Genomic DNA, 24,005 nt, shown 5'->3' with positions numbered 1-24,005 from the left:
CGGTTTCGCTGGATTCGTTGCAGTGATCGCAGCGCTCGAAGCGCGTGCGTGCCGCTACCGGTCGAGCGCAGCGCGCGCGGCGCTGGAGCGAAGCCAGACCAGGCAGCGGTTGTTCGACGGCATCGCGATGTCGTCCTGCAACCGCAGCCCGATGCCCGACGCCAGCGCATCGACCGCTTCGAAATCGCGGATGCCCGACCGCGGATCGCGGGCCTTGAGCCAGCCGTCGAATTCGCGGTTGCTGTCGCTGGTGTACGCGCCGCCGACATTGAAGGGGCCGTAGATCACCAGCGTCGCATCGTCGGCAAGCGCCTGAGCGAGCCCGGCGAAGCAGGCCTCGACCTCCGCCCAGCTCATGATGTGCAGGGTATTCGCGGTGAACACGGCATCGAACCGTCTGTCGGCTGCGGTTGAGGCCGGCCAGGTGGGCTGGGTGACGTCGAGCATCACCGGCGCTGGCGTATTGGGCAGGCCCGCCTCGTCGAGCCACAGCGCGATGCCCGGCAGATGCGCCTTGCGTTCCGAGGTCTGCCAGCGCAGCCACGGCATCGCGCCCGCAAAATACACCGCGTGCTGGCCGGTGCCGCTGCCGATCTCCAACACATGCTGACGGCGCTCGAACCGTTCGCGCAGCACCTCGAGAATCGGTGCGTGGTTGCGGTCGCACGAGGGCGCGAAGGGTTTGTCGCGTGGCAGCGGACGCGTCGTCATGCGCGACACGATACGGCACGCCGGGCGTGCATTCGTCAGTCGGGGATTCTGTCGTCTTCCCAGCGGCCCCCACGCCGCAAGCGGATCGGGCCCACGATCGGCGCGTCCGGATCGAGCACTGCGTCCGACTGGGTGATTCGCAACACGCCATCCGACGCAAGCGCTTTCGCAACGCGTCGCACATCCGCCATCGCGTCACGCCAGGCTGGGCCGGTGTGCAGACGGCGTGCGACTTCGGATGGACAGATCGACGCCCCCGACGCGCGTTCGCTCAGTAGCGCGCGGATCTCCGATGCGATGCGGAGATCTTCCGCGGTCACCGGCTCAGGCCGGCTGCAACAGCCGCAGGCCGAAGCGATCGTTCCCGTCGTTCCAGCCATGGGTGACCCGAAGTCCGGCCCGCGCGGCCAGCGCGGAGAACGAGGCATCGGTGTACTTCTGGCTGATCTCGACGTGCATCACCTCGCCCGCGCCGAAATCGAAAGCGTGTTCGCCAATCCGCACAGTCTGCGCGCGTTCGCTGACCAGCATCGTCTCGATCCGCATCCGCTCGCGCGCATACACCGCACGGTGGCGAAACCCATCGATCTCGAAATCGCTGCCGATCTCACGGTTGAGCCGCGTCAGCAGGTTGAGCGTGAACGCAGCGGTGACACCGGCCTGGTCGTTGTAGGCGGCCTCGATGATCGCCGGGTCCTTGTCGAGATCGATGCCGATCAGGGCGCATCCGTCGTCGCCCATCGTGTCGCGCATCGAACGGAGCAGACGGATGGCCTCGTCGTCGGAAAAGTTGCCGAGCGTCGATCCCGGAAAAAACACCAGCGTGCGCTGTGCCGGCCGGTCGGCGCGGGGCAGCGACACCGGGCGGGTGAAGTCCGCGCATACCGGCAGCATCTGCACGTCGGAAAATTCCTGGCCGAGACGGGTGACGCTGTCCATCAACGCGGTACGCGAGATTTCGATCGGCGTATACGCGACCGGCGCCTGGAGCCCGTCGAGCAGAAGTTCGGTCTTGCGCCCGCTGCCGCTGCCGAATTCCACCACGTGCACGCCATCGCCGACGGCCTGCGCGATGGACGCCATCTGCGCTTCCATCAAGGCCAGTTCGACACGGGTGAGGTAGTACTCCGGTTGGCGCGTGATCGCTTCGAACAGGCGCGAGCCTTCCGCATCGTAGAAGTACTTCGACGGCAGGGTCTTCGGCGCTGCCGACAGGCCGGCGATCGCGTCGGCGGCGATGTCGTCGGGCTGTGGACGCAGGTCGGTCAGGGCGGCCTGCGCGCGGGCCCGGGCGATGGCGGCATTCATGCGGAATCCTTGGCCAGGCGCAAACCGGCGAATTGCCATCGCGCATCGGAGGGAAAGAAGTTGCGGTAGCTGGCGCGCACATGGTCGGCGGAGGTCGCGCAGCTGCCGCCGCGAAGCACCCACTGCGCGTCCATGAATTTGCCGTTGTATTCGCCCAGCGTGCCCGGCCACGGCCGATAGCCGGGATACGCGGTGTACGCGCTGGAGGTCCATTCCCAGACATCGCCGAACATCTGCTGCAGACCGGTGGACTCAGTCGCCGGCGAACAGGGATGGAGCCGGCCGCTGTCGACGAAGTTGCCGGCCACCGGCAGCGCGGCCGCCGCCTGTTCCCATTCGAACTCGGTCGGCAGTCGCGCGCCGGCCCAGCGCGCGAAGGCGTCCGCTTCGTAATAGCTCAGGTGACAGACGGGGGCCTCGGGATCGAGCGGGCGCCACCCCGCCAGCGTGAACTCGGTATCGCAGTCCTGGCTCCAGTACAACGGCCGGGTCCAGCCACGCGCGCGCACCATGTCCCAGCCGGCGCTGAGCCAGACGCCCGCCGTGCGATATCCGCCAGCGTCGACGAACGCGCGGTACTCGGCGTTGCTGACCGGCCGACTCGCCAGCGCATGCGCCGGGACCAGCACACGGTGCCGCGGTGATTCGTTGTCGTAGGCGAACCCGTCGCGCCCGGGCCACACGGGATGACCGGCCTCGATGATCGTCTCCTGCCGCGCGATCCAGTTGAGTGCGGACGCGCTGCCGCCCGCGCCCGGCAGGTCGTCGCGATAGGCGGGGTGGAGCGGGTTGCTGAAGAACGCATGCTTGATGTCGGTGAGCAGCAGTTCCTGATGCTGCTGTTCGTGCTGAAGACCGAGTTCGACGACGTCGAGCAGCCGCGTGCCGAGATCACCGCGCTGCAGACGGTCGCGCATGCGCGATTCGACCGCTTCACGGTAATCGGACACCTGCGCGAGGGTAGGGCGGGACAGCACACCGCGGTGCGGCCGCGCATGCATCGGCCCCGCGCTCTGGTAGTAGCTGTTGAACAGGTAATCCCAGGCGGGATCGAAGGGCGTATACGGCGCCCCATCAGCGAGTACGAAGCGCTCGAAGAACCAGGTCGTGTGCGCGAGATGCCATTTCGTCGGGCTGGCATCTTCCATGCTCTGGACCATCGCGTCCTCGGGCCCGATCGGCGCCGCGAGCGTCGCGCTCCGCTTGCGTACGGCATCGAAACGCTGCGCGAGCCAGCGGCATCGCGCGTCGACATCGCCAACTCCAGAGGAGGGCGGAACAGGATCATGCAGCGGCATCCGCGAAGTTTTGGCTGCATTGCGTGACGATGCTGTCATCGTCGCGCTGCAGGCGCCTGACACTTCAAGCCCATGCAACATTCTTGAACTGGTGGTGCGAATACGCTTGCACATAACGGAATTTCTACGGACTGAATGACACCGGCGATACACCCATCCGCCCACACTGCGGCTCAACATCCATGAAGGAGTTCTTCGATGCGACGTATCGCTCTCCCGCTGGTGGCCGCGATGGCCTTCGCGTTCACCGCCTGCAGCAACGACCCGCCGCCGCCGGATGTGACGCCGACCGATCCGGCGCCGATGAACGATCCTGCCGCGCCGCCGGTCGATCCCGCCACGGATCCGATGAATCCGACGCCGACCGATCCCATGACGCCGCCGCCGACGGATCCGAGCATGCCGCCGCCGGCCGATCCGATGGATCCGACGACACAGCCCCCGACTGATCCGATGACCACGCCGCCAGCGACGCCGCCGATCGAAGGCGACGGCACGACCTCGAGCGGCACCTGATCAATGCGCGTTCTCTCGAATCTGCTCTGCCAGTGAGACCGGTTCGACGTTTCTGACGTCGGCGCCCCCCGGCGCACTCTCTCTCCGACCGGCCTCCGTTGCCGTCCGCCTCCTCCAGGGCGGGCGGCTTTTCTTTGGCTGTCGGGATGGTCGAGCCATGCGTCGCGCTGTTCCAGCCACGATCCCGCAATCCGGTGGTGGCTCGCCAGCGTCGCTGACCGGTCCGCTGCGCTGCTACTTGGGCAGCCGCCAGGGCATGCCGCGATACGTCGCCATGTGCGCCAGCCTGAGCAGTGCGCGATCCTCGTGCGTGTCGCCATGTGCATGGACCTCGCGATAGGCCGTCATGTCATAGCGTTCGCGGACGCGCCGGACTTTCTCCTCCGCGGCGCACTGCGCACCGGCGTAACGACCGGTCATGTGACCGTCCCGCGCTTCCATGGATGAGCACACGAGTTCGACGCCCTGCGCTTCGCACCACGGCGCCAGATAGACGTCGAAGCCGGCGGACACCACGACCACGGTATCGCCGCGCTCGCGATGGGCATCGATGCGCGCCTGCATCTCTGGCCGCACCAGTGGCGGCAGGACGGTGGCAGCGAAACGCCGGCCTGCAGCTTCGACCTCGGGCTGCGGTAGACCGCCGAACGCATAGCGGACGAGCAGGGTGCGCAGTACAGATACCGGCAGCAGCTTGAGCTTGTAGGCCATCACTGGGAGCGCAAACAGCAGCTTGCCCAGGCGTAAGCGTCGCGGCGGGATGGCGTAACGCAGGAAATCGGGCAGCGTGTCGCGCGTGGTGATCGTGCCGTCGAAATCGAACAGCGCCAGCACCGGTCGCGTGTCCGACGTGTCAGCGCCGCTCATGCGACCGAGATCGCCGCCTGCGCCAACAACGCGACGACGCAGCCGATCGCCGCGAACCAGGCCAGACTGCGCAACCACGCGAGATCGGCGACATAGGCGATGCCGTGCAGCAAGCGCAGGATCACGAAAGCGACTGCCAGCATCGCGATGCGGTCATGTGCGATGCCGGCGAGCTGCGCGAGGACCACGCCCGCTGCGAACGGCGCGAAGGCTTCCAGCGCATTGAGATGCGCGTTATAGGCACGCTTGAGACGGGGATGATCCTGGCGCGCGATCCAGCCGCGCGGATCGCGGTTGTCGTATCGCGGCGCCGAGGCTTTCGCGAGTGCGACCCAGCAATAGGGCAGCAGTGCAGCGATCAGCACGCACCAGTAGGCGGTGGATAACGTCATCGGGTCGTTCCTTGAGTTCCGGTCGATGGCTTATCGCATGCAGACGCGGGTCGTGTCTCGCGTGCGCGAGGTGAGACGGATCGAGCCCTTCCCTGCAAAGCGGGGGAGAGTTGGGTGGGGCAAGCGTGCCGGTCAAGGCGTGATGTCGCTCAAGAGCGGAGGTGAGTCCTTGATCCTCGGGTTCTCGGAGAGCTGACAGTTCGCCCCCACCCAACCCACCCCCGCTTTGCGGGGGAGGACTTAGAGCAAAAAAAGGCGGCGACATCGCTGTCGCCGCCCTCGTATCACGTACTGGCAGACGCTGCCTTACGGCGCGCCACCCGCCTCACTGCGCATCTGGTCGCGCGCGGCCTTGAACGGGTTGCCTTCGTACCAGTTCGGCCACTGGCCGTCGTCGGCCAGCGTACGGCCCACGCCGTACAGCGCTTCGAGATCCTGCACCACGCCTTCGAGGTTCCAGTCCGGGTTGTACTCGTCGCTGGGCTGGTGATAACGCTTGGCGTAGTCGTCGGTCGCGGCCTTGCCCGCAGCAGTGCCACCGTCGACGAGATCATTGCCGCCCTTCGCATACAGCGCCGGCACGCCGGCCTTGGCGAAGTTGAAGTGATCGGAGCGGAAGTAGAAACCGCCGGCCGTGTTGCCTTCTTCCACCAGGGTGCGGTTCTGCTGGTCGGCGTAGGTCTGGAGGATGTCCTCGAGTTCCGAGTTGCCCTTGCCGGTGACCACGAAGTCACGCGACGGACCGGCGACGCTCATCGCATCGAGGTTGATCACGCCGACCGTCTGCGCCAGGCCGATGCTCGGCTGCGCCACGTAGTACTTGCTGCCCAGCAGGCCCGATTCCTCGAGCGTGACCGCCAGGAACACCAGCGAGCGCTTCGGCTTCGGCTCGGTAGTAGCGAACTTCTCGGCGATCTCGATAATGCCGGCCACGCCGGTCGCGTTGTCGATCGCGCCGTTGTAGATCGTGTCGCCCTCACCCTCGTGCTTGCCGAGGTGATCCCAGTGCGCGAGATAGAGGATCGCCTCGTCCGGCGTTTCGCTGCCCGGCAGGATGCCGATCACGTTGCGCGAGCTCTTCTCGGCGATCGTGCTCTTGAGATCGAAACCGACCGTCGCGTTGAGCGGCACCGGCTTGAAGCCGCGGGTATTGGCGGCCTTGATCTGTTCGTCGAGATCGAGGCCGGCGTCGGCGAACAGCTGCTTGGCCACGTCGCCGGTGATCCAGCCCTGCGCCGGCAGGCGCGGTTCGGGATCGTCCTCGGCACGCAGGTCGAACTGCGCGCCCGACCAGGAATTCTTCACCACGTCCCAGCCGTACGAGGCCCCCGGCGTGTCGTGGATGATCAGCGCAGCCACCGCGCCCTTACGCGCGGCTTCCTCGAACTTGTACGTCCAGCGGCCGTAGTAGGTCATCTTTTCGCCATCGAACAGCGTCGCGTCGTTGGCGTGGAAGCCCGGGTCGTTGACCAGCATGACGACGGTCTTGCCCTTGAGGTCGAGGCCGGCGTAGTCGTTCCAGTTCTGCTCCGGTGCATCGACGCCGTAACCGACGAACACCAGTTCGCTGTCGGCGACGTTGATCTCAGCTTGGCCGGTGCGCGTGCCGATCACCATCTCGTCGCCGAACTTCAACTCACGCTCGCCCGCGGTGTTGCGCAGGCGCAGCACGGTCGACGGATCGGCGGTGGTCTCGACCATCGGCACCGTCTGGTACCAGTCGTTGTTGTCGCCGCCCGGCTGCAGGCCGATGCGCTCGAACTGCGCCTTGATGTATTCGACCGTCTTGTCTTCACCGGCGGTGCCGGGCGCGCGGCCTTCGAACTCGTCGGACGCCAGCACGCGCACCATCTCGCCGAAATCGCCGGCGGTGATGTCGGGCGAGAACGTATGAGCAGCCTGGGCATCGGGCGGCGTGGCCGTATCCGGCGTGGCGGTCTTGTCACCACACGCGGCGAGCACCAGCGCGGCCGGCAACGCCAGCAGCAGAAGGGGTTTGCGCATCCTGGAATCTCCGGAAAATCGTGGAGGCCGCACTATACGTGCGTTCAGGGGGCGATGCTTTTAAGTGTGCCAATGGCCGTCTGCTGGAAGGCAGAGGTGACACAAAATGGGCGTTAATCGCACCAGCTCGAACCGTGCGATAGATGAGCCCTTCTCCCTTTGGGGTGAAGCGGCACGTTTGCGAGCCGTCGACTCGCGGGTCGACGAACGCCCTCGCGTCAGCGCGAGGTCCGGGGCGCGGAGCGGGGGTTGGGATGAGGGTGCTTTTGGGGCTTGTCGAGCACAGCCCCAGCCCTCACCCGAAGCGCTACGCGCTTCGACCTCTCCCGGAGGGAGAGGTGCTTGATGCGATCTAATGCGTCCCGACTTCAGTAGACCCCAGGCCGCGCGCTACATAGACCCTTTTCCAAAGAGAGAGGGGGCCAACTGTGACGACGCTTTATTCCTAAGCCCCTCTCCCTTCGGGAGAGGGGTTGGGGTGAGGGTGCTTTGGGATCGATGCCGAGCAAAGCTTCAACCCTCGCCCGAAGTGCCGCGCGCTTAGACCTCTCCCGGGAGGAGAGGTGTTCAACTGCACCGACGCTTCAGTCGATCCCTGCGGTCCGTGACACCCCGCGACTTCAATCGCGGCGGCAACGAACGCGCCGGTCCATCACTTGGCGCCCTTACTCCTGCGGCGCCCGCGCGCTGTCGTAAGGCACCGCGGTCGCGCCGCTGATCGCGCCGGTCTTGGCGCTGGTGTGCACATACAGCGTAACTTCGCGCTTGAACTCCAGCGGGCCGTCGACGACCGCGTCGGGACCGATGATCACGCGCGGGTTGCGACGGCTGATCGTCACCGGAAACCAGTTCGACGACGGCTTGTCGACCACCAGCTTGCCGCGCACGTGCGAGCCGGTGCCGATGGTGACGTCGCCATTGACCGTTTTCACGTCACCGGTGACTTCGGTGCCGACCACGCCGATCGCGCCGTTGACCGTCGAGACGTTGCCGTTGATACGACCGCCACGGTCGACGAACACGCCGCCGCTGACGCTCTCGACGTTGCCGCCGACCTGGGCGTCGGTGCCGACGCGGATGCCGCCGTTGACCGTGGTCAGCGATTTCGCCTGCGCACGCGCACCGACCTGGATGCCGCCGTTGACGGTTTCCATGTCCTCGACCTGGATGCCATCGCCGGCGCGGATGCCGCCGTTAACGGTTTCCACGTCGCGCGCCTTGGCACCATCGCCGATGCGGATGCCACCGTTGACCGTGCTCAGGTCGCGGTAGGTCTGGCCGGCTTCGGCCTCGACACCGCCGTTGACCTTGGAGATGTCCGACTGCGCGAAGACGGCACCGGTCGCCAGCGCGAGCGCGGCGGCGAGCAGCAGGGGGGCGGAGCGCAAACGCGCATGGGCTGGGAACATGGCCGTGACCTCGTGAATGAAAGGGCGGGCGCAAACCCGTCGACAGGTAGCTTGCCCCCGCTTCGCTACAATCGCATCTGTCTTTGGTCACTGGGTCGATCGTCGTGCCGCACGCTGCCAGCTCTCCCCGTCCGCGCCCTGTCGTCCTGCTGATTCTCGACGGCTGGGGGCACCGCGACGATCCGCGCGACAACGCCCTGGCGCTCGCCGACATTCCCAACTGGCGGCGCCTGCTGGCCGAGCATCCGTCCACACTGATCCACACCGAGGGCCGGCACGTTGGCCTGCCGGACGGGCAGATGGGCAATTCCGAAGTCGGCCACATGAATATCGGCGCCGGACGCATCGTCTACCAGGACCTGACCCGCATCGACGCGGCGATCGAGGACGGCAGCTTCTTCGACAACGCCGAACTGCTGGCCGCCTGCGACGCAGTGCGCACGAACGGCGGCACGCTGCACGTCATGGGCCTGCTGTCGCCTGGTGGCGTGCACAGCCACGAAGCGCATCTGGCCGCGATGCTCGACCTCGCCGCCAAACGTGGCGTCGCCCGCGTCGCCGTGCATGCGTTCACCGACGGCCGCGACATGCCGCCGCGTTCTGCCGAACCCAGCCTGCGCGCGCTGCAGGACCACTGCGCCGTGCTCGGCAACGCGCATGTCGCCAGCGTGTCCGGCCGTTACTACGCGATGGACCGTGACAATCGCTGGGAGCGCGAGCGCCTGGCCTGGGATGCGATCGTCGACGCGACATCGCCACACCACGCGCCCGACGCAGTCGCCGCATTGCAGGCCGCCTATGCCCGCGACGAGAACGACGAGTTCGTGCTGCCGACCGTCATCGACGGCGCCACGCCGATGGCCGATGGCGACGCCGTCGTCTTCATGAATTTCCGCGCCGACCGCGCACGCCAGCTGACCGCTGCGTTCGTCGATCCGGCGTTCTCCGGCTTCCAGGCGCGCCGCCCGCAGCTCGCGCGTTTCGTCTGCCTGACCGAATACGACGCGCGCCTGCCGGCGCCGCTCGCATTCGCGCCGGACAACCTGCCGAACACGCTCGGCGAAGTGCTCGGCGCGAACGGCATGACCCAACTGCGCATCGCCGAGACCGAGAAGTACGCGCATGTGACGTTCTTCATGAGCGGCGGCCGCGAGGATCCCTATCCGGGCGAAGACCGCATCCTGGTGCCGAGCCCCAAGGTCGCCACCTACGACCTGCAGCCGGAAATGAGCGCGCCCGAAGTCTGCGCAAAGCTCGTGCAGGCCGTGCGCGACCAGCGCTTCGACGTGGTGATCTGCAACTTCGCCAATCCGGACATGGTCGGCCACACCGGCGTGCTGGCCGCGGCGATCAAGGCCGTGGAAACGGTAGACAAGGCGGTCGGCGAAATGGTCGCGGCCGTACGCGAACAGGGCGGTGAACTGCTGGTCACTGCTGACCACGGCAATGTCGAAATGATGCGCGACCCGGAAACCGGCGAGCCGCATACCTCGCACACCGTCGGCCCGGTGGATCTGATCTACGTCGGCAGCCGCGACGTGCCGCTGCGCGGCGGTGGCGCACTGCGCGATCTGGCGCCCACAATCCTCGATCTGATCGGGGTCGAACAGCCGGCCGAGATGACCGGCCGCAGCCTGCTGCAGGCCGCCGGCTGAACATGGCCCGTGGCCGCGCGCTGCTGCTGGTCGCGCTGCTCGTCGCGGCGCTGCCGGTGCTCGAGGCTGCGGCGCAGAACAGCCGCGAGACCGAGCGCCGGCTCGAGCGCGTGCGCAAGGAACTGCGCGACGTCGCCGCGGAGCGTCGCCGTCTTGAAGGCCAGCGCGGCGAAGCGGCGCGCGAGCTGCGCGCGGCTGACGAACAGGTGTCGACCTCCGCGCGCGCGCTGCGCGAAACGCGGATCAAGCTCGCGGAAGAACAGCTCGCGCTGGAGAAATTGCAGGCGCGCCGGGTCGAACTCGAATCCACGGTCGAAACCCGCCGAGAAGAACTCGCCGCCCTTGTGCGCGCCGCCTACACGGTTGGCGACGAGGCCGCGCTCAAGCTGATGCTCGCGCAGGACCGCGTGGCCGATGCCGGACGCCTGCTGACGTATCACCGCTACCTGCAGCAGCAGCGCAGCACGCGTATTTCCGAACTGCGTGCGGAAGCGGCGGAACTCGACGGGATCGAAGCGGCCATCCACGACCGCCGCGCCGCGCTCGAAGCCGCGCAGGTCGAGCAACGTGCGCAGCTGGCCAAGGTCGAAAGCGATCGCAGCCAGCGCGCCGAAGCCGTCAAGGGCATCGAGTCGCGCTTCAGCGATCGCAGCGCGCGCGAAAAGGCGCTAGGCCGTGACGCCCGCTCGCTGGAACGCGTGCTCACCCAGCTGCGCGAGGCCGCGCGCCGCGCCGAAGCCGAACGTCGCGCCGCCGCCGCTGCCGCACGTGAACGTGAAGCGCGCGAGGCCCGGGAAGCGACGGCCGCGGGACGTCCGCGCCCACCGCCGCGCCCCCCCACCCAGGTCGCCCGCACCAGTGCACCGCAGGTCGGTGGCCTCGGCTGGCCGGTCAGCGGCAGCCTGCTCACTGCCTACGGCGGCAAGCTGCCCGACGGCCGCAGCAGCACCGGCATCCTGATCGGTGCACCGGCCGGCACGGCGGTCAAAGCCGTCGCCGACGGCACCGTGGTGTTCGCCGAATGGATGACCGGCTACGGCATGCTGTTGATCGTCGACCACGGCAACGGCTACATGAGCCTGTACGCGCACAACGACGGCCTGCTCAAGAGCGTCGGCAACACGGTGCGCCGCGGCGACACCGTCTCCAGCGTCGGTAGTTCCGGCGGCCAGGGCCGCAGCGGCCTGTACTTCGAGCTGCGCCAGAACGGCACGCCGGTGAATCCGACGACGTGGTTGCAGCGGCGGTGATGGGGGCTGGCTGAGCGCTGTCAGCCGCCTTTCAAAATCAGCCTCACCCCAACCCCGCTCCGCGCCCCGGCCCTCGCATTGACGCGAGGGCGTTCGTCGACACGCGAGCCAAGGGCTCGCGAGCGTGCCGTCTCACCCCAGAGGGAGAGGGGCTGAAGCAGGTCGCGCGTCGCTTTCAAAGCCCCTCTCCCTCTGGGAGAGGGGTTGGGGTGAGGGCCGACGCTCGCCAAGACCTGTTCCGGAGCCCGGCGTCGACCCCACCGCGGCAATCCCCCACGCCCGCCTCCCGCCTCCCCCGAGTGAGATCTGCACCCACGCACCGCAACAGTGCACCCGGATCCCCAGGAGCCCGGCGCATGCAGTCCACGCCCGCCAAACTTCAGTTCGCGCGCCAACTCCGCCGTGAATCCACCGATGCCGAACGCCTGCTGTGGTTCCACCTGCGCGATCGACGCCTCGGCGTGAAGTTCAGACGGCAGCAACCTGTCGGTCCTTTCATCGTCGACTTTCTGAGTGTCGAAGCCAGGCTGATCGTCGAACTTGATGGCTCGCAGCACGATGAAGGCATCGATGCCAGCCGCACGTGTTTTCTCGAGCGCCGAGGCTATCGCGTGCTGCGCTTCTGGAATCACGATGCGCTGGTGCGCACGGAATCGGTGCTTGAGGTCATCCTCGCGAGCGTCGCCCTCACCCCAACCCCTCTCCCGGAGGGAGAGGGGCTCAAGCTGCGTTGAGCAGCGCCGGTTGAAGTAGATCGGGTATCACGCCTGCGCAGATTCAAGCCCCTCTCCCTCAGGGAGAGGGGTTGGGGTGAGGGCCGTCGACCGCAGTCCACTTCGACCGTGCGACTTAACCCGTGCACCGACAACCGAGCGCGCGGCCAGATTTGCCCGCCACTCACCCCACCCACAGAACTGAACATCCCCGCCCGCCTTTAACGCATTCACGCACCCTGCCCGCATAATCGATCGACGCGCGACCGCGCGTGTCGCCCGCCTTTCCCCGGAGTCCTGCATGCGCGTGAGTTCACTGACGCTGGCCTTGTCCCTGCTGTTGTCGCCAGCCGCGTTCGCGCAGAGCCCGCCGCCCGTTGAGGCGCCAGCCGAGATCCCGAGCGACGCGTCGGAACCCACGCCGCCCGCGACTGCGCCGAGCGATGCGCCCTCGCCTGCGGACGACGCCGAAATCCCAGTCGCCGCCAGCGACGATCCCGGCGCCATGGATCAAGCCTCCAACCGTGTCCCGCTGCAGGAGATCCGCCGCTACGTCGGCGTCTTCAACGCCGTGCGCGAGGCCTACGTCGAGCCCGTCGAAGACAGCAAACTGATGTCCTCCGCAATCCGCGGCCTGCTGCTCGATCTCGACCCGCATAGCGTGTACATGCAGAAGGAAACCGCTGCGGCCTTCGACGAAGGCACCGAGGGTGCTTACGACGGCATCGGCGTCGAGGTGATGTACCTGGGCGACGGCAGCATGCGCGTCATCGCGCCGATCGACGGCACGCCCGCCGCGAAAGCCGGCATCCGTGCGGGCGACGTCATCGTCAGCGTGGACGGCCGCACGCTTACGCCGTCCGACAACAACGGCGCCGGTCCACTGCGCGGTGCGCCCGGGACATCGGTGATGCTCGGCGTGCTGCGCGATGGCGAAACCGCACCGCTGGAGATCCGTGTCGACCGCGAAACCATCCGGGTGGTCAGTGTGCGCGGCCGCATGCTCGAGCCCGGCTACGGCTACATCCGTCTGAGCCAGTTCCAGATGGACACCGCCGCCGACTTCAGCCGCATCGTCGGTGAACTCAAGCAGCAGGCCGGCGGCAGCTTGCGCGGCCTGGTCATCGACCTGCGCAGCAACCCCGGCGGCCTGCTGACCTCCGCGGTACAGATTGCCGACGACCTGCTCGACAGCGGCAAGATCGTTAGCACCCGCGGCCGAATTCCGATCAGCGACGCCGAATTCAGCGCCACCCCCGGGGACCTGCTCGACGGTGCGCCGGTGATCGCGCTGGTGGACGTGGGCTCGGCCAGCGCTTCCGAAGTGCTGGCCGGCGCCCTCCGCGACAACAACCGCGCCCGCGTCATCGGCAGCCGCACTTTCGGCAAGGGCTCGGTGCAGACCGTGCTGCCGCTCGACAACGGCGACTCGGTGAAGCTCACCACCGCCCGCTACTACACGCCGAGCGGTCGTTCCATCCAGGCCCGCGGCATCGACCCCGACACCATCCTGCGCCCCGAAGGAGCCGAAACGGCCGATCCCAACGCCCCGCGCGCCGCCACTGTCTACACCGAAGCCAACCTGCCGGGTCACCTGCAGGGCGACGAGGAAGACGGCTCCACCGGCGGCGAGGCCCTGCCCGGCGACGGCCCGATCAACGCCGCACTGGCCGAACTGAAAAAGCCGTGGGTGCCGACCGCCCAGGTCCATGCGGAGGACGCATCACCTGCGGCGGCGCCAGCGCAGGCCACCGAGACCGCGCCTGCAACAGCCCCGGCGCCCGCAACACCGCCCGCGCCGCCGACCGAGTCTGTACCGGAAACGGAACCCACCGTCGACCCCGCGCCGGAGGCAGAGCCAGCCAGTCCGCCTGACACCTCGACGGATCCGGAAGCGCCTGCAGCAGATCCGGCCACACCTGAAACAGCCGAGCCCCCGTCGACAACGCCCTGATCGCTGCCAGAAGCGCCGTCGCCCCGGCGTAGGCCGGCGACCCGGCCTCGGCCGTTTTCCAAGCACAGACAGGCAGCGGACGCGGGTATACGGCCCCGTCGCCCCAGCGCACGCTGGGGACGATGTTGAGGTTGATTGAGCGCTTGCCCAGCAATTACAGGCCGAGCGCGCAGAGAGTCCGCCAGCAACAGCAATAAAAACGGGAACTCCTGCCCCCAGCCCTACAGCGAGTACCGCCAGCCGGAACCAACGCTCCACCGGGCCCGATCACATCGATGGACGCATCGACCGCGCGCCGCCGCAATTACTGCGCAGGCTCTCGTAGCGACCGGGGAAGCCGGGCCAACAGAACTCACGAAAATCCCTGTTGCGAAAGACCCTCGACCGCAGGAAACCCACCGCGTCGAACTTCGCAGAAATGGTGCGCCTGGAGGGATTCGAACCCCCGACCAATGGCTTCGGAAGCCACTACTCTATCCGGCTGAGCTACAGGCGCATCGCACACGCCGAGCCGTCGGAACGGGCAGGGCGGTCGCGCATTGTATCCAAACCGGGCATCAGCAGACAGCCACCCCCTGCGTATCAGGGGCCGGGGCGGAATCCACCTCCGAGGGCCGCAGGGCGAGCGGAGTGCAGAGGTTGCGCACCGGCGCTCAGTCACCGCCGAACAAGTCGCGGCTGTAGACCTTGTCTCCAACGTCGCGGATCTCTTCGGTCATCCGGTTCGCGAGAATCAGATCGGCCTGCTGTTTGAACACAGCGAGGTCGTTGACTACGCGAGAGCGGAAGAAATCCGGCGCGTCGAGAACAGGCTCGTACACGATCACCTCGATGCCCTTCGCCTTGATCCGCTTCATGACGCCCTGGATGGCGGAGGCGCGGAAGTTGTCGCTGCCGGCTTTCATCACCAGGCGATAGATGCCGACGACCTTCGGGTTGCGACGCACGATGTCGGCCGCAATGAAATCCTTGCGTGTGGTGTTGGCCGACACGATCGCCTGGATCAGGTTCTGCGGCACCGCGTCGTAGTTCGCGAGCAGCTGGCGCGTGTCCTTCGGCAGGCAGTAGCCGCCGTAGCCGAAAGAAGGATTGTTGTAGTGATTGCCGATCCGCGGATCGAGACAGACGCCTTCGATGATCTGACGCGTATCCAGGCCGTGCGTACACGCGTAGCTGTCGAGCTCGTTGAAATAGGCGACGCGCATCGCGAGATACGTGTTCGCGAAGAGCTTGATGGCTTCTGCCTCGGTCGATTCGGTGAACATCACCGGCACATCGGGCGTGTGCGCGGCCTCGCGCAGGAGCTCGGCGAACACGGCAGCGCGCTCCGAGCGCTCTCCGACCACGATGCGGCTTGGGTGCAGGTTGTCGTGCAGCGCCCGCCCCTCGCGCAGGAATTCCGGCGAGAAGAGGATGTTGTCGGTGCCGAACATCGCGCGGACACGCGCGGTGTAGCCGACCGGCACGGTCGACTTGATGACCATGGTGGCCTCGGGCGCGATCGCCAGCACGTTGGCGATGACCGCCTCGACGGATCGCGTATTGAAGGTATTGGTGGCCGAGTCGTAATTGGTGGGTGTGGCGATGATCACGTAGCGCGCGCCGGCGAACGCGTCTGATGGAATCAACGTGGCGCGAAAATCCAGGTCGTCCCGTCCCAGGTACGCGCTGATCTCCACGTCGTCGACAGGTGACCTGCGCTGATTGAGCATCTCCACACGCGTCGCGTCGATGTCCAGCGCGACGACCGAATGCCGCTGCGCCAGCAGCAGCGCATTGGAGAGGCCGACGTAGCCGGTGCCGGCAATGGCGATGCGCATGCGCGTGTCCGGGAGGGCTCGGGGCCGATGCTAGGCGCGCAATATGTCGGCTTCGCGACCTTGGGCTGCCGAACCGGATACGCATTGCGCCGATGCAGTGCACAACGGCCCTTGGGTCGAGCGGGCATCCCGCGCACGTGGTCTTCGCGTCAGCGCTTCGGCCTTTTGGTGCCACTGATATTCTTCCGCCATGCACGACTACGAACGCTTCGCCGAACCCACGGTCCCCCGCTGGCGTGAGCGTCTGCGGCAGTACTGGGCGCTGGTGCGCGGGGATCGGCCGATCGGGTGGTTGCTGCTGTTGTGGCCAACCTGGTGGGCCTTGTGGATTGCAGCTACCGGCGTGCCGCCGTTGTGGACGCTGTTCGTGTTCAGTGCCGGTGTCTGGCTGACACGCTCGGCCGGGTGCGTGATCAACGATTACGCCGACCGTTGGCTGGACCCGCATGTCGAACGCACCAAGGACCGGCCGCTCGCCAGCGGCGCGGTGCGTGGGCGCGAGGCCTTGCTGTTGTTCGCGGCGCTGATGCTGGTTGCGTTCGCGCTGGTGCTGACGATGAACCGGCTCACCATCGCGATGAGCGTCGTCGGCGTCTTCCTCGCGGCGAGCTATCCGTATCTCAAGCGGCACACCTATCTGCCGCAGGTGTATCTGGGCATTTCCTTCGGCTGGGCGATTCCGATGGCGTTCGCGGCCGTGCAGGGCGCGGTGCCGCCGATCGGTTGGGTACTGTTTGTCGCCAACATCTTCTGGACCACGGGCTACGACACCTGGTACGCGATGGTCGATCGCGAGGACGACATCCGCGCCGGGTCGAAGTCGACGGCAATCCTGTTCGGCGATCTCGATCTGCTGGCGCAGGGTGTTCTGTACGCGCTGGCGTTTGCCGCGCTCGCACTCGTGGGCCGCGAAGCGGCGCTGGGACCGAACTACTGGCTCGGCCTCGGATTGGCCGCGCTGCTCGTTATGTGGGAGTTCATCGTCGCCCGGCACCGCGAGCGCGACGCCTGCTTCCGCGTGTTCCTGCACAACCACTGGGTCGGCATGACGATCTTCGCGGGCATCGCGGCCCATTACGCGCTGCCGCCAGTGACGGCGCTGATGCGCTGAGTGGGCCTCTGGACACGTCCCCCGAGGGACGTGCCCGCGCCGTCATTCGACCGGTGGGTTCGTCAGGGTGTCCACCATCGCCTGCGCTTGTTGCGCCGAGGCCGTCTGCACCTGGAAACGCTGTCCGACCGGCGCGCCGATGGTCGGCGCCGACACCAGGTGTTCACCGACGACGATGCCCAGCACCCTGCCGACGTTCGCTTCGGTCAGATCCCGCAGGGCGGCGCCGCCGCTCGAGGTCAGCGCAACGTCCACGGTCGGCGCGGCATCTGCATTGACGCTGATCGATTGGATCTCCGCGCCCGGAATCGTCAACGCATGTACGAGGTGCACGGGCTTGTCGTCGAATGTCGTCCAGGTGCGCTCGCCAGGCACGGGCGTGTGCGCCGTGCCGGGCTGCACCGGGTCGTATGCGCCGACGTGGAATTCGATGTCGCGGTAGCGCGGGCCATCGGCATCGGGCGCCGCATTCGAACACGCCGCGAGTGCCAGTGTCGCGATGATCAGCAGGGCGCGGAACGCTGGTGAGGGCATGGCGGATTCCTGTGGAAAGTGGAAGAGGATTCAACAGACCCGCGCACAGACCCAAGCATCGACGCGGGCGACCCCGGCGCGCCGCAACACATGTGCGGCGGCGTGCAGCGTGGCGCCGGTGGTCATGACATCGTCGACCAGCACCACATGCGCGGTCGTGGCCGACAGACCATGGACTGCGAACGCGTGACGCAGATTGCGTCGGCGGGCCTTTGCGTCAAGCCGCGACTGCGGCGCCGTGGCCCGCACCCGATGCAGCAGGTCACCGCGTAACGGCAGTGCATGTCGACGCGCCAGGATGCGCGCGAGTTCCAGGGCCTGATCGTAACCGCGCTCCCGGAGTCGCGCGACGTGCAACGGCACCGGGATCAGTGCATCAGGGCGGGTCGCAGTTGACGTCGCGCGCGCAAGACAGTCGCCCAGCAGCGCACCGGCAGCGAGATCGCGGTGAAATTTGAAACGCGGCAGCAGCCGGTCGACGGGAAAGCCGTAATCGAAGGCGGCGATCACCGCATCCAGTGGCGGCGGTCGACGCAGGCAGGCACCGCAGAGCGAGTCATCCGTGGGCAACGGTTGTGCGCAGCGGGTGCAGGCATGCGGCATCCACGGCAGGGCCGCGGTGCAGGCCGGACATAGGTCGCGGCCCGCCGCGCCCGGCTCGCGGCAGACCAGGCAGCGACCGGGCAGGGCGCCGTGTAGCAGGTTGCGGAGCCATCGCCGCCAGCCGCCGTCAACCGGGCGGGGTGGATTCTGGTTGACAGCGTCGGGCATGCTTTCCAGACTGCCGGGCTTGTCCCGCCGTCACCGTCGGTAGATCGCCATGTCCGTTGTCAGCCACGCCCGCGAAGCCGCCGGCCAGCCCATTCCTGCCCACGCGCCGCTCCGCCACGACTGGTCGCGCAGCGAGATCGAAGCGCTGTTTGCGCTGCCGATGCCCGAGCTGCTGTTCCGCGCGGCCAGCGTGCATCGCCAGCATTTCGACCCGGCGGAAGTCCAGGTCAGCACGCTGTTGTCGGTCAAGACCGGCGGTTGCCCCGAGGACTGCAGCTACTGCCCGCAGGCGCAGCGCTATCACACCGGCGTGCAGGCGACGAAGCTGATGGAGACCGACGCGGTGCTGGAGAAGGCGCGTCAGGCCAAGGCCGCGGGCGCCACGCGCTTCTGCATGGGTGCGGCCTGGCGCTCGCCCAAGGACCGTGATGTGCCGAAGGTCGCGGCGATGATCCGCGAGGTCAAAGCGCTGGGCATGGAGACCTGCGCCACGCTCGGCATGCTGACCGGCGACCAGGCGCGCGCGCTCAAGGACGCGGGCCTCGACTACTACAACCACAACCTCGATACCGATCCCGAGTTCTACGACTCGATCATCCAGACCCGTGAGATCCAGGACCGCCTGACCACGCTCGAGCACGTGCGTGATGCCGGGCTCAAGACCTGCTGCGGCGGCATCGTCGGCATGGGCGAGACCGGGCGCCAGCGCGCCGGACTGCTGCGCACGCTGGCGAACCTGCCCTCGCATCCGGACTCGGTGCCGATCAACCGACTGGTGCAGGTCGAAGGCACGCCGCTGCACGGCACCGAGGAGATCGACCCGTTCGATTTCGTCCGCACGATCGCGGTCGCGCGCATCCTGATGCCGCGTTCGATGGTGCGGCTGTCGGCCGGCCGTCAGGACATGAGCGACGAGCTGCAGGCGATGTGCTTCCTCGCCGGCGCCAACTCGATCTTCTACGGCGAGCAGCTGCTGACCACCGGCAACCCGGATACCGAGCGCGACATGGCACTGTTCGCGCGCCTGGGCCTGCGGCCGATGCAGGTGCACGTGGATGCCGAGCATCACGATCACCCCGGCACCGCACACGTCGACATCATCGAACTGCCGCAGCACCCGCGGAGCTTCGCTGCATGATCCCGTGGTTCGCCTGGGTCTACCTGGCGCTTTTGGCGCTGGTGGGGCTGAGCGGATTCGCGCTGACCGTGCGCGATGGCCAGTCGAAGCTGCTGGCCATCGCCCGGTTGGCCGCTGTCGGCGTCCTGATGTGGGGCGTCGTCCTGTTCTTCCGCGACGCAGGCGCGCATGTGTTGTTCGCCGGCGCGCTGTTCGTGGCGGTGCTTCTGCTCGCGCACAAGAGCGTGTCCGATGCGCAGGACGCTGTGCGCATGCAGCTCGACCGCTCGGCCCGCATCGGCGTGGCGATCAACGGTCTGGTCGTGTTGCCCGCGATCGCGATGGGCGCGCTGGCGATCTGGGCCGGCCGTGGCGCCTGAGCGGCCCGATCTGCGCACGCGTGCGCGGGACGCGCGCGAAGCCCGCACGCTGGCGCAGGCGCGTCGCGTGCGGCGCACGGTCGCGCGTCGCGACGGCGTACGTTGCGAAATCCTCGACGGCTCGGGCGCAGGGCGCTGGCTGCTGAACTTCTGCGGCAACGACTACCTCGGCCTCGCGTCGCACTTCCAGGTCTCCGGCGCGCTGCAGGACGCCGCGGCGCTGCATGGCGCCGGCAGCGGCGGCTCGCATCTGGTCAGCGGTCATCACGCCCTGCACGAAGCGCTGGAACGCGAGATCGCCGACTGGCTGCAGGTGCCGGCGGCGCTGCTGCTGGGCAGTGGCTTCACTGCGAACCTCGCCGTGCTGCAGGGCCTGCTCGGGGACGGCGATGCCTGCGTGCAGGATCGCCTGAACCACGCCAGCCTGATCGATGCGGCGCGGCTGGCCGGCTGTCGCCTGCGCCGCTATCCGCACGCCGATGCACAGGGCGCGCTGCGCCAGTTGCGCACGCTGCCTGACGGCGCGGCGGTGCTCGCGACCGATGGCGTCTTCAGCATGGACGGTGATGTCGCGCCGCTGCGCGAGCTGGCGATCGTCGCGCGCGTGCAGCAGGCACTGCTCTACGTCGACGATGCGCACGGCATCGGCGTGCTCGGACCCGAGGGCCGCGGTAGCGTGGCCGATGCACGGCTCGGCATCGACGCGGTGCCGTTGCAGCTGGTCACGCTGGGCAAGGCGCTCGGCGGCTGCGGCGCGGTACTGGCCGGCGATGCGGATCTGATCGGCCATCTCGCCGAGACCGCGCGTCCCTACATCTACACGACTGCATTGCCACCCGCGGTCGCCGGCGCCGCGCTGGCCGCGGTGCGGATCGCACGCCATGAACACTGGCGCCGCGAACGCCTGGCCGCGCTGGTGCAGCGCTTCCGCATGCGCGCGCAGCATCGTGGTCTGGACCTGATGCCGTCCGATACGCCCATCCAGCCGCTGCGCTGCGGCGACAACGCGACCGCGCTGGCGATGTCGCGCGCGCTGGATGCGGCGGGTTTCTGGGTCGCGGCCATCCGCCCACCCACCGTGCCCGAAGGCCAGGCGCGCCTACGCGTGACTCTGAGCGCCGCGCACGCCGATGCCGATGTCGATGCGCTGGTCGATGCACTCGCCGCCGCGCGCGATGCGCTGCCGCCCGTGCCTGCGGTCACGCGGGCCATCTCCACGCCATGACCGACCCGCAACACGACGCCCGCCGCGCACTGCTCGCGGTCGGGATCGCGCTCGTTTCCGCGCTGTTCTTCACCCTGACCTACGTGCTCAATCGCGCGAGTGCGAGCGGCGGTGGCCATTGGGCGTGGACGGCGTGTCTGCGCTACTTCATCACCCTGCCGCTGCTGCTGCCGTTGATGCCCTTTCAGGGCGGGGCGGGGCCGGTGCTGCGCGCGATCGCCGCGCATCCGTGGGCATGGTTGCGCTGCAGCGCGATTGGTTTCCTGCTGTTCTATTGCATGCTCTCGTTCGCGGCATCCAGCGGTCCTGCGTGGCTGGTCGCCGGCAGTTTCCAGTTCACCGTGATCGCCGGCATGTTGTGCGCGCCGTTGCTGTATCGCGATGCGCGCCGGCGCATTCCGCCCGCGGCGCTCGGCATCGCCGCGGCGATTCTCGTCGGCGTGCTGCTGATGCAGTTCGGTCACGGCGGTCCCGGTCTGGATGCCGCCGGCTGGATCGCATTGGCCTGCGTGCTGACCGCAGCGGTGGCATACCCACTCGGCAATCGCCTGTTGCTGCTGTATCTCGAACGCACCGGCGAAGACCTCAACGCGACCCAGCGCGTGTTCGGACTCACGCTTGCCAGCCAACCGCTGTGGCTGCTGGTCGCGGCGTTCGCCTGGCATGAAGCCGGCACGCCGTCGATGTCGCAGGTGTGGCTGGCGGCGGGCGTGGCGCTGAGCGCGGGCGTGATCGCGACCATCCTGTTCTTCCAGGCGACCGGCATGGTCCGCAACAACCCGGTGGCGCTGGGCGCGGCCGAGGCGATGCAGGCCGCCGAACTGCTGTTCGCGGCGCTGCTCGGTGCGCTGTTCCTGCAGGAGGCGTGGCCGCAGGGGCGCGCGTTGATCGGTGCGGTGGTGGTGACGCTTGGCATCGTGGCATTCACGATCGTCGTCGCACGACCCGCTGCCGGCAGTGCGCGTCGCATCAAGGCGTTGCGTGGAGACAAGGGCGCATGAACACATTGGACAATCCGCATGGCCTGCACATCGAAGTGGCGGGCGAGGGCGCGCCGCTGGTGCTGCTGCATGGCTGGGCGATGCACGGTGGCGTCTTCGCGCCCTTGGTCGAACGCCTGCGTGCGCAGCGCACCTTGTATCTGGTCGATCTGCCGGGCCATGGCCTGAGCCGTGACAGCACGTTGCCGCTGGCGATCGATCCTGTCGTCGAAATGCTGGTGGACGTCCTGCCGCCCGCGCCATGGCTCGGCTGGTCGCTCGGCGGCCTGTTCGCCTTGCACGCGGCAGCGCTGCATCCCGATCGCGTGCCCGCGCTCGTCATGCTGTGCGCCAGCCCGCGCTTCGTGCGTGGCAGCGACTGGTCGCACGGCATGTCGCCGGAGATCTTCCGTGACTTCGCCACCGGCCTGCGCAGTGATTACCGCGGCACGCTGGACCGCTTCATCGCGCTGGAAACCTTCGGTTCCGACGATGCCCGCGGCGAACTGCGCGCGCTGCGCGCCGAAGTCTTCGCGCGCGGCGAACCGGCCGCGCACGTGCTTGCCGACGGCCTCGGTCTGCTCGAAACCGTGGACCTGCGCGCGCGGCTGACGACCCTCGCGGTGCCGAGTCTGTGGCTGTCCGGTCGACGCGACCGTCTGGTCGATCCGCGCGCGATGCAGGCCGCCGCCGCGCAGGCACCCGACGCTGTCGCCCACACCATCGACCATGCCGGCCACGCGCCATTCCTGACCCACGCCGACGCGGTCGCCGCGCGGCTGCACGAGTTCCTCATCGCGCCATGAAACCGATCTTCGATCCCCGCCAGGTGCGCCGCGCGTTCTCGCGCGCATCGACGAGCTACGCCGCCACCGCCGCACTGCAACGCGACGTGGAAGCGCAGTTGCTGGAATCGCTCGAGTATCTCGACGACCGCGTGCCGGGCGTTGTGCTCGATGTCGGTAGCGGCCCGGCGCATGCGGCGCTCGCCATGCGCCAGCGCTGGCCGAAATCGCGCGTCGTCGCGGTCGATCTCTCGCTGTCGATGCTGCAGCAGGCCCCCGTGCGCACGGGTTGGCGCGACCGTCTCGGCCTGCAGAAGCCCGTCGACCGCGTCTGCGCCGACCTGCGCCTGCTGCCCTTCGCCGACAACAGTGTCGACGTGCTGTTCTCCAATCTGTGCCTGCAGTGGGTGGAAGACCTGCCGTCGGCGTTCGCCGGCTTCCGCCGCGTGCTCAAGCCCGATGGCCTGCTGCTGGTGTCGACCTTCGGCCCTCAGACGCTGATCGAACTGCGCGAATCCTTCGGCGTTGCCGATGCGCAGCCGCACGTCAGCCCGTTCGCGTCGATCGCCGAGTTCGGCGATGCGCTGATGCGCGCAGGATTCCGCAATCCCGTCGTCGACCGCGACGTGGCCGTGCACTGGCATCCGGACATGACCGCCCTGATGCGCGAGCAACGCGCGATCGGCGCGACCAACGCACTCGCCGATCGCCGCCGCGCACTCACCGCCCGCGCCCGCTTCGCTGCCGCCGCCGCGCACTACGAACAGTTCCGCACGCCCGAAGGCCTGCCCGCGAGCTGGGAGTGGATCACCGCGATGGCCTGGTCGCCGCCGCACGGCGCGCCGATCCGCGAAGGTGCGGAAGAACTGGCGCGCTTCGATGCGGCGTCGATTCCGGTGCGGCGACGCGGCGGCGGCTGACCTACAACCGGAACAACATCAGGCGCCGTCCCGACGCCGACGCTATGCGGGCGCGCAGTCACCAGCGTTTGGTCAATGGGATGAGCGCAGTGCGTGGCGCCTGCGGATAGATCTGCGAAAAGCTGTCGGTAATGACGTAGCGGCGGTCGGTGACGTTGTCGATGTTGAGCAGCAGATCCAAGCTGTCGCCGAATGCGTAGCGTGTCGAGGCGGGCCCAAGGTGCGTCGAGCGTGCGCGCGCCTCTCGCCCAGGGCTACCACTTGGCGGCCAACAGTCAGGACGTC

23 protein-coding genes and 1 tRNA gene are annotated in these 24,005 nt (G+C 67.9%); 12 read left to right on the top strand and 12 right to left on the bottom strand.

The window, feature by feature from the left end; genetic code table 11:
• Positions 1 to 54 precede the first annotated feature (54 nt).
• The 3 genes from J2X52_RS00360 to egtB all read right to left on the bottom strand — a co-directional run bounded on the left by J2X52_RS00360 (position 55) and on the right by egtB (position 3,398).
• Entirely contained in the window at positions 55 to 711 is a 657-nt protein-coding gene (locus J2X52_RS00360; protein WP_310147297.1) for a DUF938 domain-containing protein, read from the bottom strand.
• A gap of 324 nt (positions 712 to 1,035) precedes the next feature.
• The gene (gene egtD / locus J2X52_RS00355) at positions 1,036 to 2,019 is read right to left on the bottom strand and encodes an L-histidine N(alpha)-methyltransferase (protein ID WP_310147296.1); all 984 of its coding nucleotides are present in this window, start codon (positions 2,017 to 2,019) and stop codon (positions 1,036 to 1,038) included.
• Entirely contained in the window at positions 2,016 to 3,398 is a 1,383-nt protein-coding gene (gene egtB, locus J2X52_RS00350; protein ID WP_310147294.1) for an ergothioneine biosynthesis protein EgtB, read from the bottom strand. Before egtB ends, egtD begins: the two co-directional genes overlap by 4 nt.
• A 117-nt stretch (positions 3,399 to 3,515) precedes the next feature.
• Here egtB and J2X52_RS00345 point away from each other — a divergent pair, with 117 nt between their 5' ends.
• A complete protein-coding gene (locus tag J2X52_RS00345) occupies positions 3,516 to 3,833 on the top strand; it encodes a hypothetical protein (protein WP_310147292.1) in 318 nt (105 codons plus the stop codon).
• 234 nt (positions 3,834 to 4,067) lie between these two features.
• Here J2X52_RS00345 and J2X52_RS00340 read toward each other — a convergent pair whose 3' ends face one another.
• The 4 genes from J2X52_RS00340 to J2X52_RS00325 form a co-directional block, all read right to left on the bottom strand.
• The gene (locus J2X52_RS00340) at positions 4,068 to 4,700 is read right to left on the bottom strand and encodes an HAD family hydrolase (protein ID WP_310147290.1); all 633 of its coding nucleotides are present in this window, start codon (positions 4,698 to 4,700) and stop codon (positions 4,068 to 4,070) included.
• Positions 4,697 to 5,092 (bottom strand): MAPEG family protein, encoded by a 396-nt coding sequence (locus tag J2X52_RS00335; protein ID WP_310147288.1) that lies wholly within the window; start codon positions 5,090 to 5,092, stop codon positions 4,697 to 4,699. Before J2X52_RS00335 ends, J2X52_RS00340 begins: the two co-directional genes overlap by 4 nt.
• A 306-nt stretch (positions 5,093 to 5,398) precedes the next feature.
• Positions 5,399 to 7,096, bottom strand: a complete 1,698-nt coding sequence (locus J2X52_RS00330; protein WP_310147286.1) for a M28 family metallopeptidase — start codon at positions 7,094 to 7,096, stop codon at positions 5,399 to 5,401.
• Positions 7,097 to 7,761: 665 nt separating this feature from the next.
• The gene (locus J2X52_RS00325) at positions 7,762 to 8,505 is read right to left on the bottom strand and encodes a hypothetical protein (protein ID WP_310147284.1); all 744 of its coding nucleotides are present in this window, start codon (positions 8,503 to 8,505) and stop codon (positions 7,762 to 7,764) included.
• 104 nt (positions 8,506 to 8,609) lie between these two features.
• On the opposite strand from J2X52_RS00325, the gene gpmI reads away from it, so the two are divergent.
• The 4 genes from gpmI (at position 8,610) to J2X52_RS00305 (ending at position 14,077) form a co-directional block, all read left to right on the top strand.
• A complete protein-coding gene (gpmI, locus tag J2X52_RS00320; protein WP_310147283.1) occupies positions 8,610 to 10,160 on the top strand; it encodes a 2,3-bisphosphoglycerate-independent phosphoglycerate mutase in 1,551 nt (516 codons plus the stop codon).
• 2 nt (positions 10,161 to 10,162) lie between these two features.
• Positions 10,163 to 11,410, top strand: coding sequence for a peptidoglycan DD-metalloendopeptidase family protein (locus tag J2X52_RS00315; RefSeq protein ID WP_310147281.1), 1,248 nt, complete (start codon positions 10,163 to 10,165; stop codon positions 11,408 to 11,410).
• 356 nt (positions 11,411 to 11,766) lie between these two features.
• Positions 11,767 to 12,144: a DUF559 domain-containing protein gene (locus J2X52_RS00310; RefSeq protein WP_310147279.1), complete on the top strand. Its 378-nt coding sequence runs from the start codon at positions 11,767 to 11,769 to the stop codon at positions 12,142 to 12,144.
• Between the two features lie 280 nt (positions 12,145 to 12,424).
• The gene (locus tag J2X52_RS00305; protein ID WP_310147277.1) at positions 12,425 to 14,077 is read left to right on the top strand and encodes a S41 family peptidase; all 1,653 of its coding nucleotides are present in this window, start codon (positions 12,425 to 12,427) and stop codon (positions 14,075 to 14,077) included.
• Between the two features lie 419 nt (positions 14,078 to 14,496).
• Here the strand turns inward: J2X52_RS00305 and J2X52_RS00300 are convergent.
• Both J2X52_RS00300 and J2X52_RS00295 read right to left on the bottom strand, forming a co-directional pair.
• Positions 14,497 to 14,573 (bottom strand) — tRNA-Arg (locus tag J2X52_RS00300).
• Between the two features lie 157 nt (positions 14,574 to 14,730).
• Positions 14,731 to 15,897, bottom strand: coding sequence for a nucleotide sugar dehydrogenase (locus J2X52_RS00295; protein WP_310147276.1), 1,167 nt, complete (start codon positions 15,895 to 15,897; stop codon positions 14,731 to 14,733).
• A 190-nt stretch (positions 15,898 to 16,087) separates the two neighbouring features.
• On the opposite strand from J2X52_RS00295, the gene ubiA reads away from it, so the two are divergent.
• Complete coding sequence (gene ubiA, locus J2X52_RS00290) at positions 16,088 to 17,008, top strand: 4-hydroxybenzoate octaprenyltransferase (RefSeq protein WP_310147275.1); 921 nt, start codon at positions 16,088 to 16,090, stop codon at positions 17,006 to 17,008.
• A 42-nt stretch (positions 17,009 to 17,050) separates the two neighbouring features.
• Here ubiA and J2X52_RS00285 read toward each other — a convergent pair whose 3' ends face one another.
• Positions 17,051 to 17,542 (bottom strand): hypothetical protein, encoded by a 492-nt coding sequence (locus J2X52_RS00285; protein WP_310147273.1) that lies wholly within the window; start codon positions 17,540 to 17,542, stop codon positions 17,051 to 17,053.
• 30 nt (positions 17,543 to 17,572) lie between these two features.
• Positions 17,573 to 18,313 (bottom strand): ComF family protein, encoded by a 741-nt coding sequence (locus J2X52_RS00280; RefSeq protein WP_310147271.1) that lies wholly within the window; start codon positions 18,311 to 18,313, stop codon positions 17,573 to 17,575.
• 49 nt (positions 18,314 to 18,362) lie between these two features.
• On the opposite strand from J2X52_RS00280, the gene bioB reads away from it, so the two are divergent.
• The 6 genes from bioB to bioC are packed head-to-tail and all read left to right on the top strand — an operon-like array spanning position 18,363 to position 23,720.
• The gene (gene bioB, locus J2X52_RS00275; RefSeq protein WP_310147269.1) at positions 18,363 to 19,451 is read left to right on the top strand and encodes a biotin synthase BioB; all 1,089 of its coding nucleotides are present in this window, start codon (positions 18,363 to 18,365) and stop codon (positions 19,449 to 19,451) included.
• The gene (locus J2X52_RS00270; protein ID WP_310147267.1) at positions 19,448 to 19,810 is read left to right on the top strand and encodes a hypothetical protein; all 363 of its coding nucleotides are present in this window, start codon (positions 19,448 to 19,450) and stop codon (positions 19,808 to 19,810) included. The genes bioB and J2X52_RS00270 overlap by 4 nt, the downstream gene beginning before the upstream one ends.
• A gap of 10 nt (positions 19,811 to 19,820) precedes the next feature.
• Complete coding sequence (gene bioF, locus J2X52_RS00265) at positions 19,821 to 21,035, top strand: 8-amino-7-oxononanoate synthase (protein ID WP_310148762.1); 1,215 nt, start codon at positions 19,821 to 19,823, stop codon at positions 21,033 to 21,035.
• Entirely contained in the window at positions 21,032 to 22,036 is a 1,005-nt protein-coding gene (locus J2X52_RS00260) for a multidrug resistance efflux transporter family protein (RefSeq protein WP_310147265.1), read from the top strand. The genes bioF and J2X52_RS00260 overlap by 4 nt, the downstream gene beginning before the upstream one ends.
• Before the next feature lie 23 nt (positions 22,037 to 22,059).
• On the top strand, positions 22,060 to 22,821 hold the full coding sequence (gene bioH / locus J2X52_RS00255; protein WP_310148760.1) for a pimeloyl-ACP methyl ester esterase BioH: 762 nt from the start codon (positions 22,060 to 22,062) through the stop codon (positions 22,819 to 22,821).
• Entirely contained in the window at positions 22,818 to 23,720 is a 903-nt protein-coding gene (gene bioC / locus J2X52_RS00250) for a malonyl-ACP O-methyltransferase BioC (RefSeq protein ID WP_310147263.1), read from the top strand. Before bioH ends, bioC begins: the two co-directional genes overlap by 4 nt.
• 58 nt (positions 23,721 to 23,778) lie before the next feature.
• Here the strand turns inward: bioC and J2X52_RS00245 are convergent, their stop codons facing one another.
• Entirely contained in the window at positions 23,779 to 23,901 is a 123-nt protein-coding gene (locus J2X52_RS00245) for a hypothetical protein (protein ID WP_310147262.1), read from the bottom strand.
• Positions 23,902 to 24,005: the final 104 nt, after the last annotated feature.

Origin of the sequence: Luteimonas sp. 3794 (assembly GCF_031456825.1) — a bacterium.
In the GTDB taxonomy this organism is placed as follows: domain Bacteria; phylum Pseudomonadota; class Gammaproteobacteria; order Xanthomonadales; family Xanthomonadaceae; genus Luteimonas.
The sequence above is the reverse complement of the archived record's forward strand: the minus strand, read 5'-3'. Positions and strand labels throughout refer to the sequence as shown.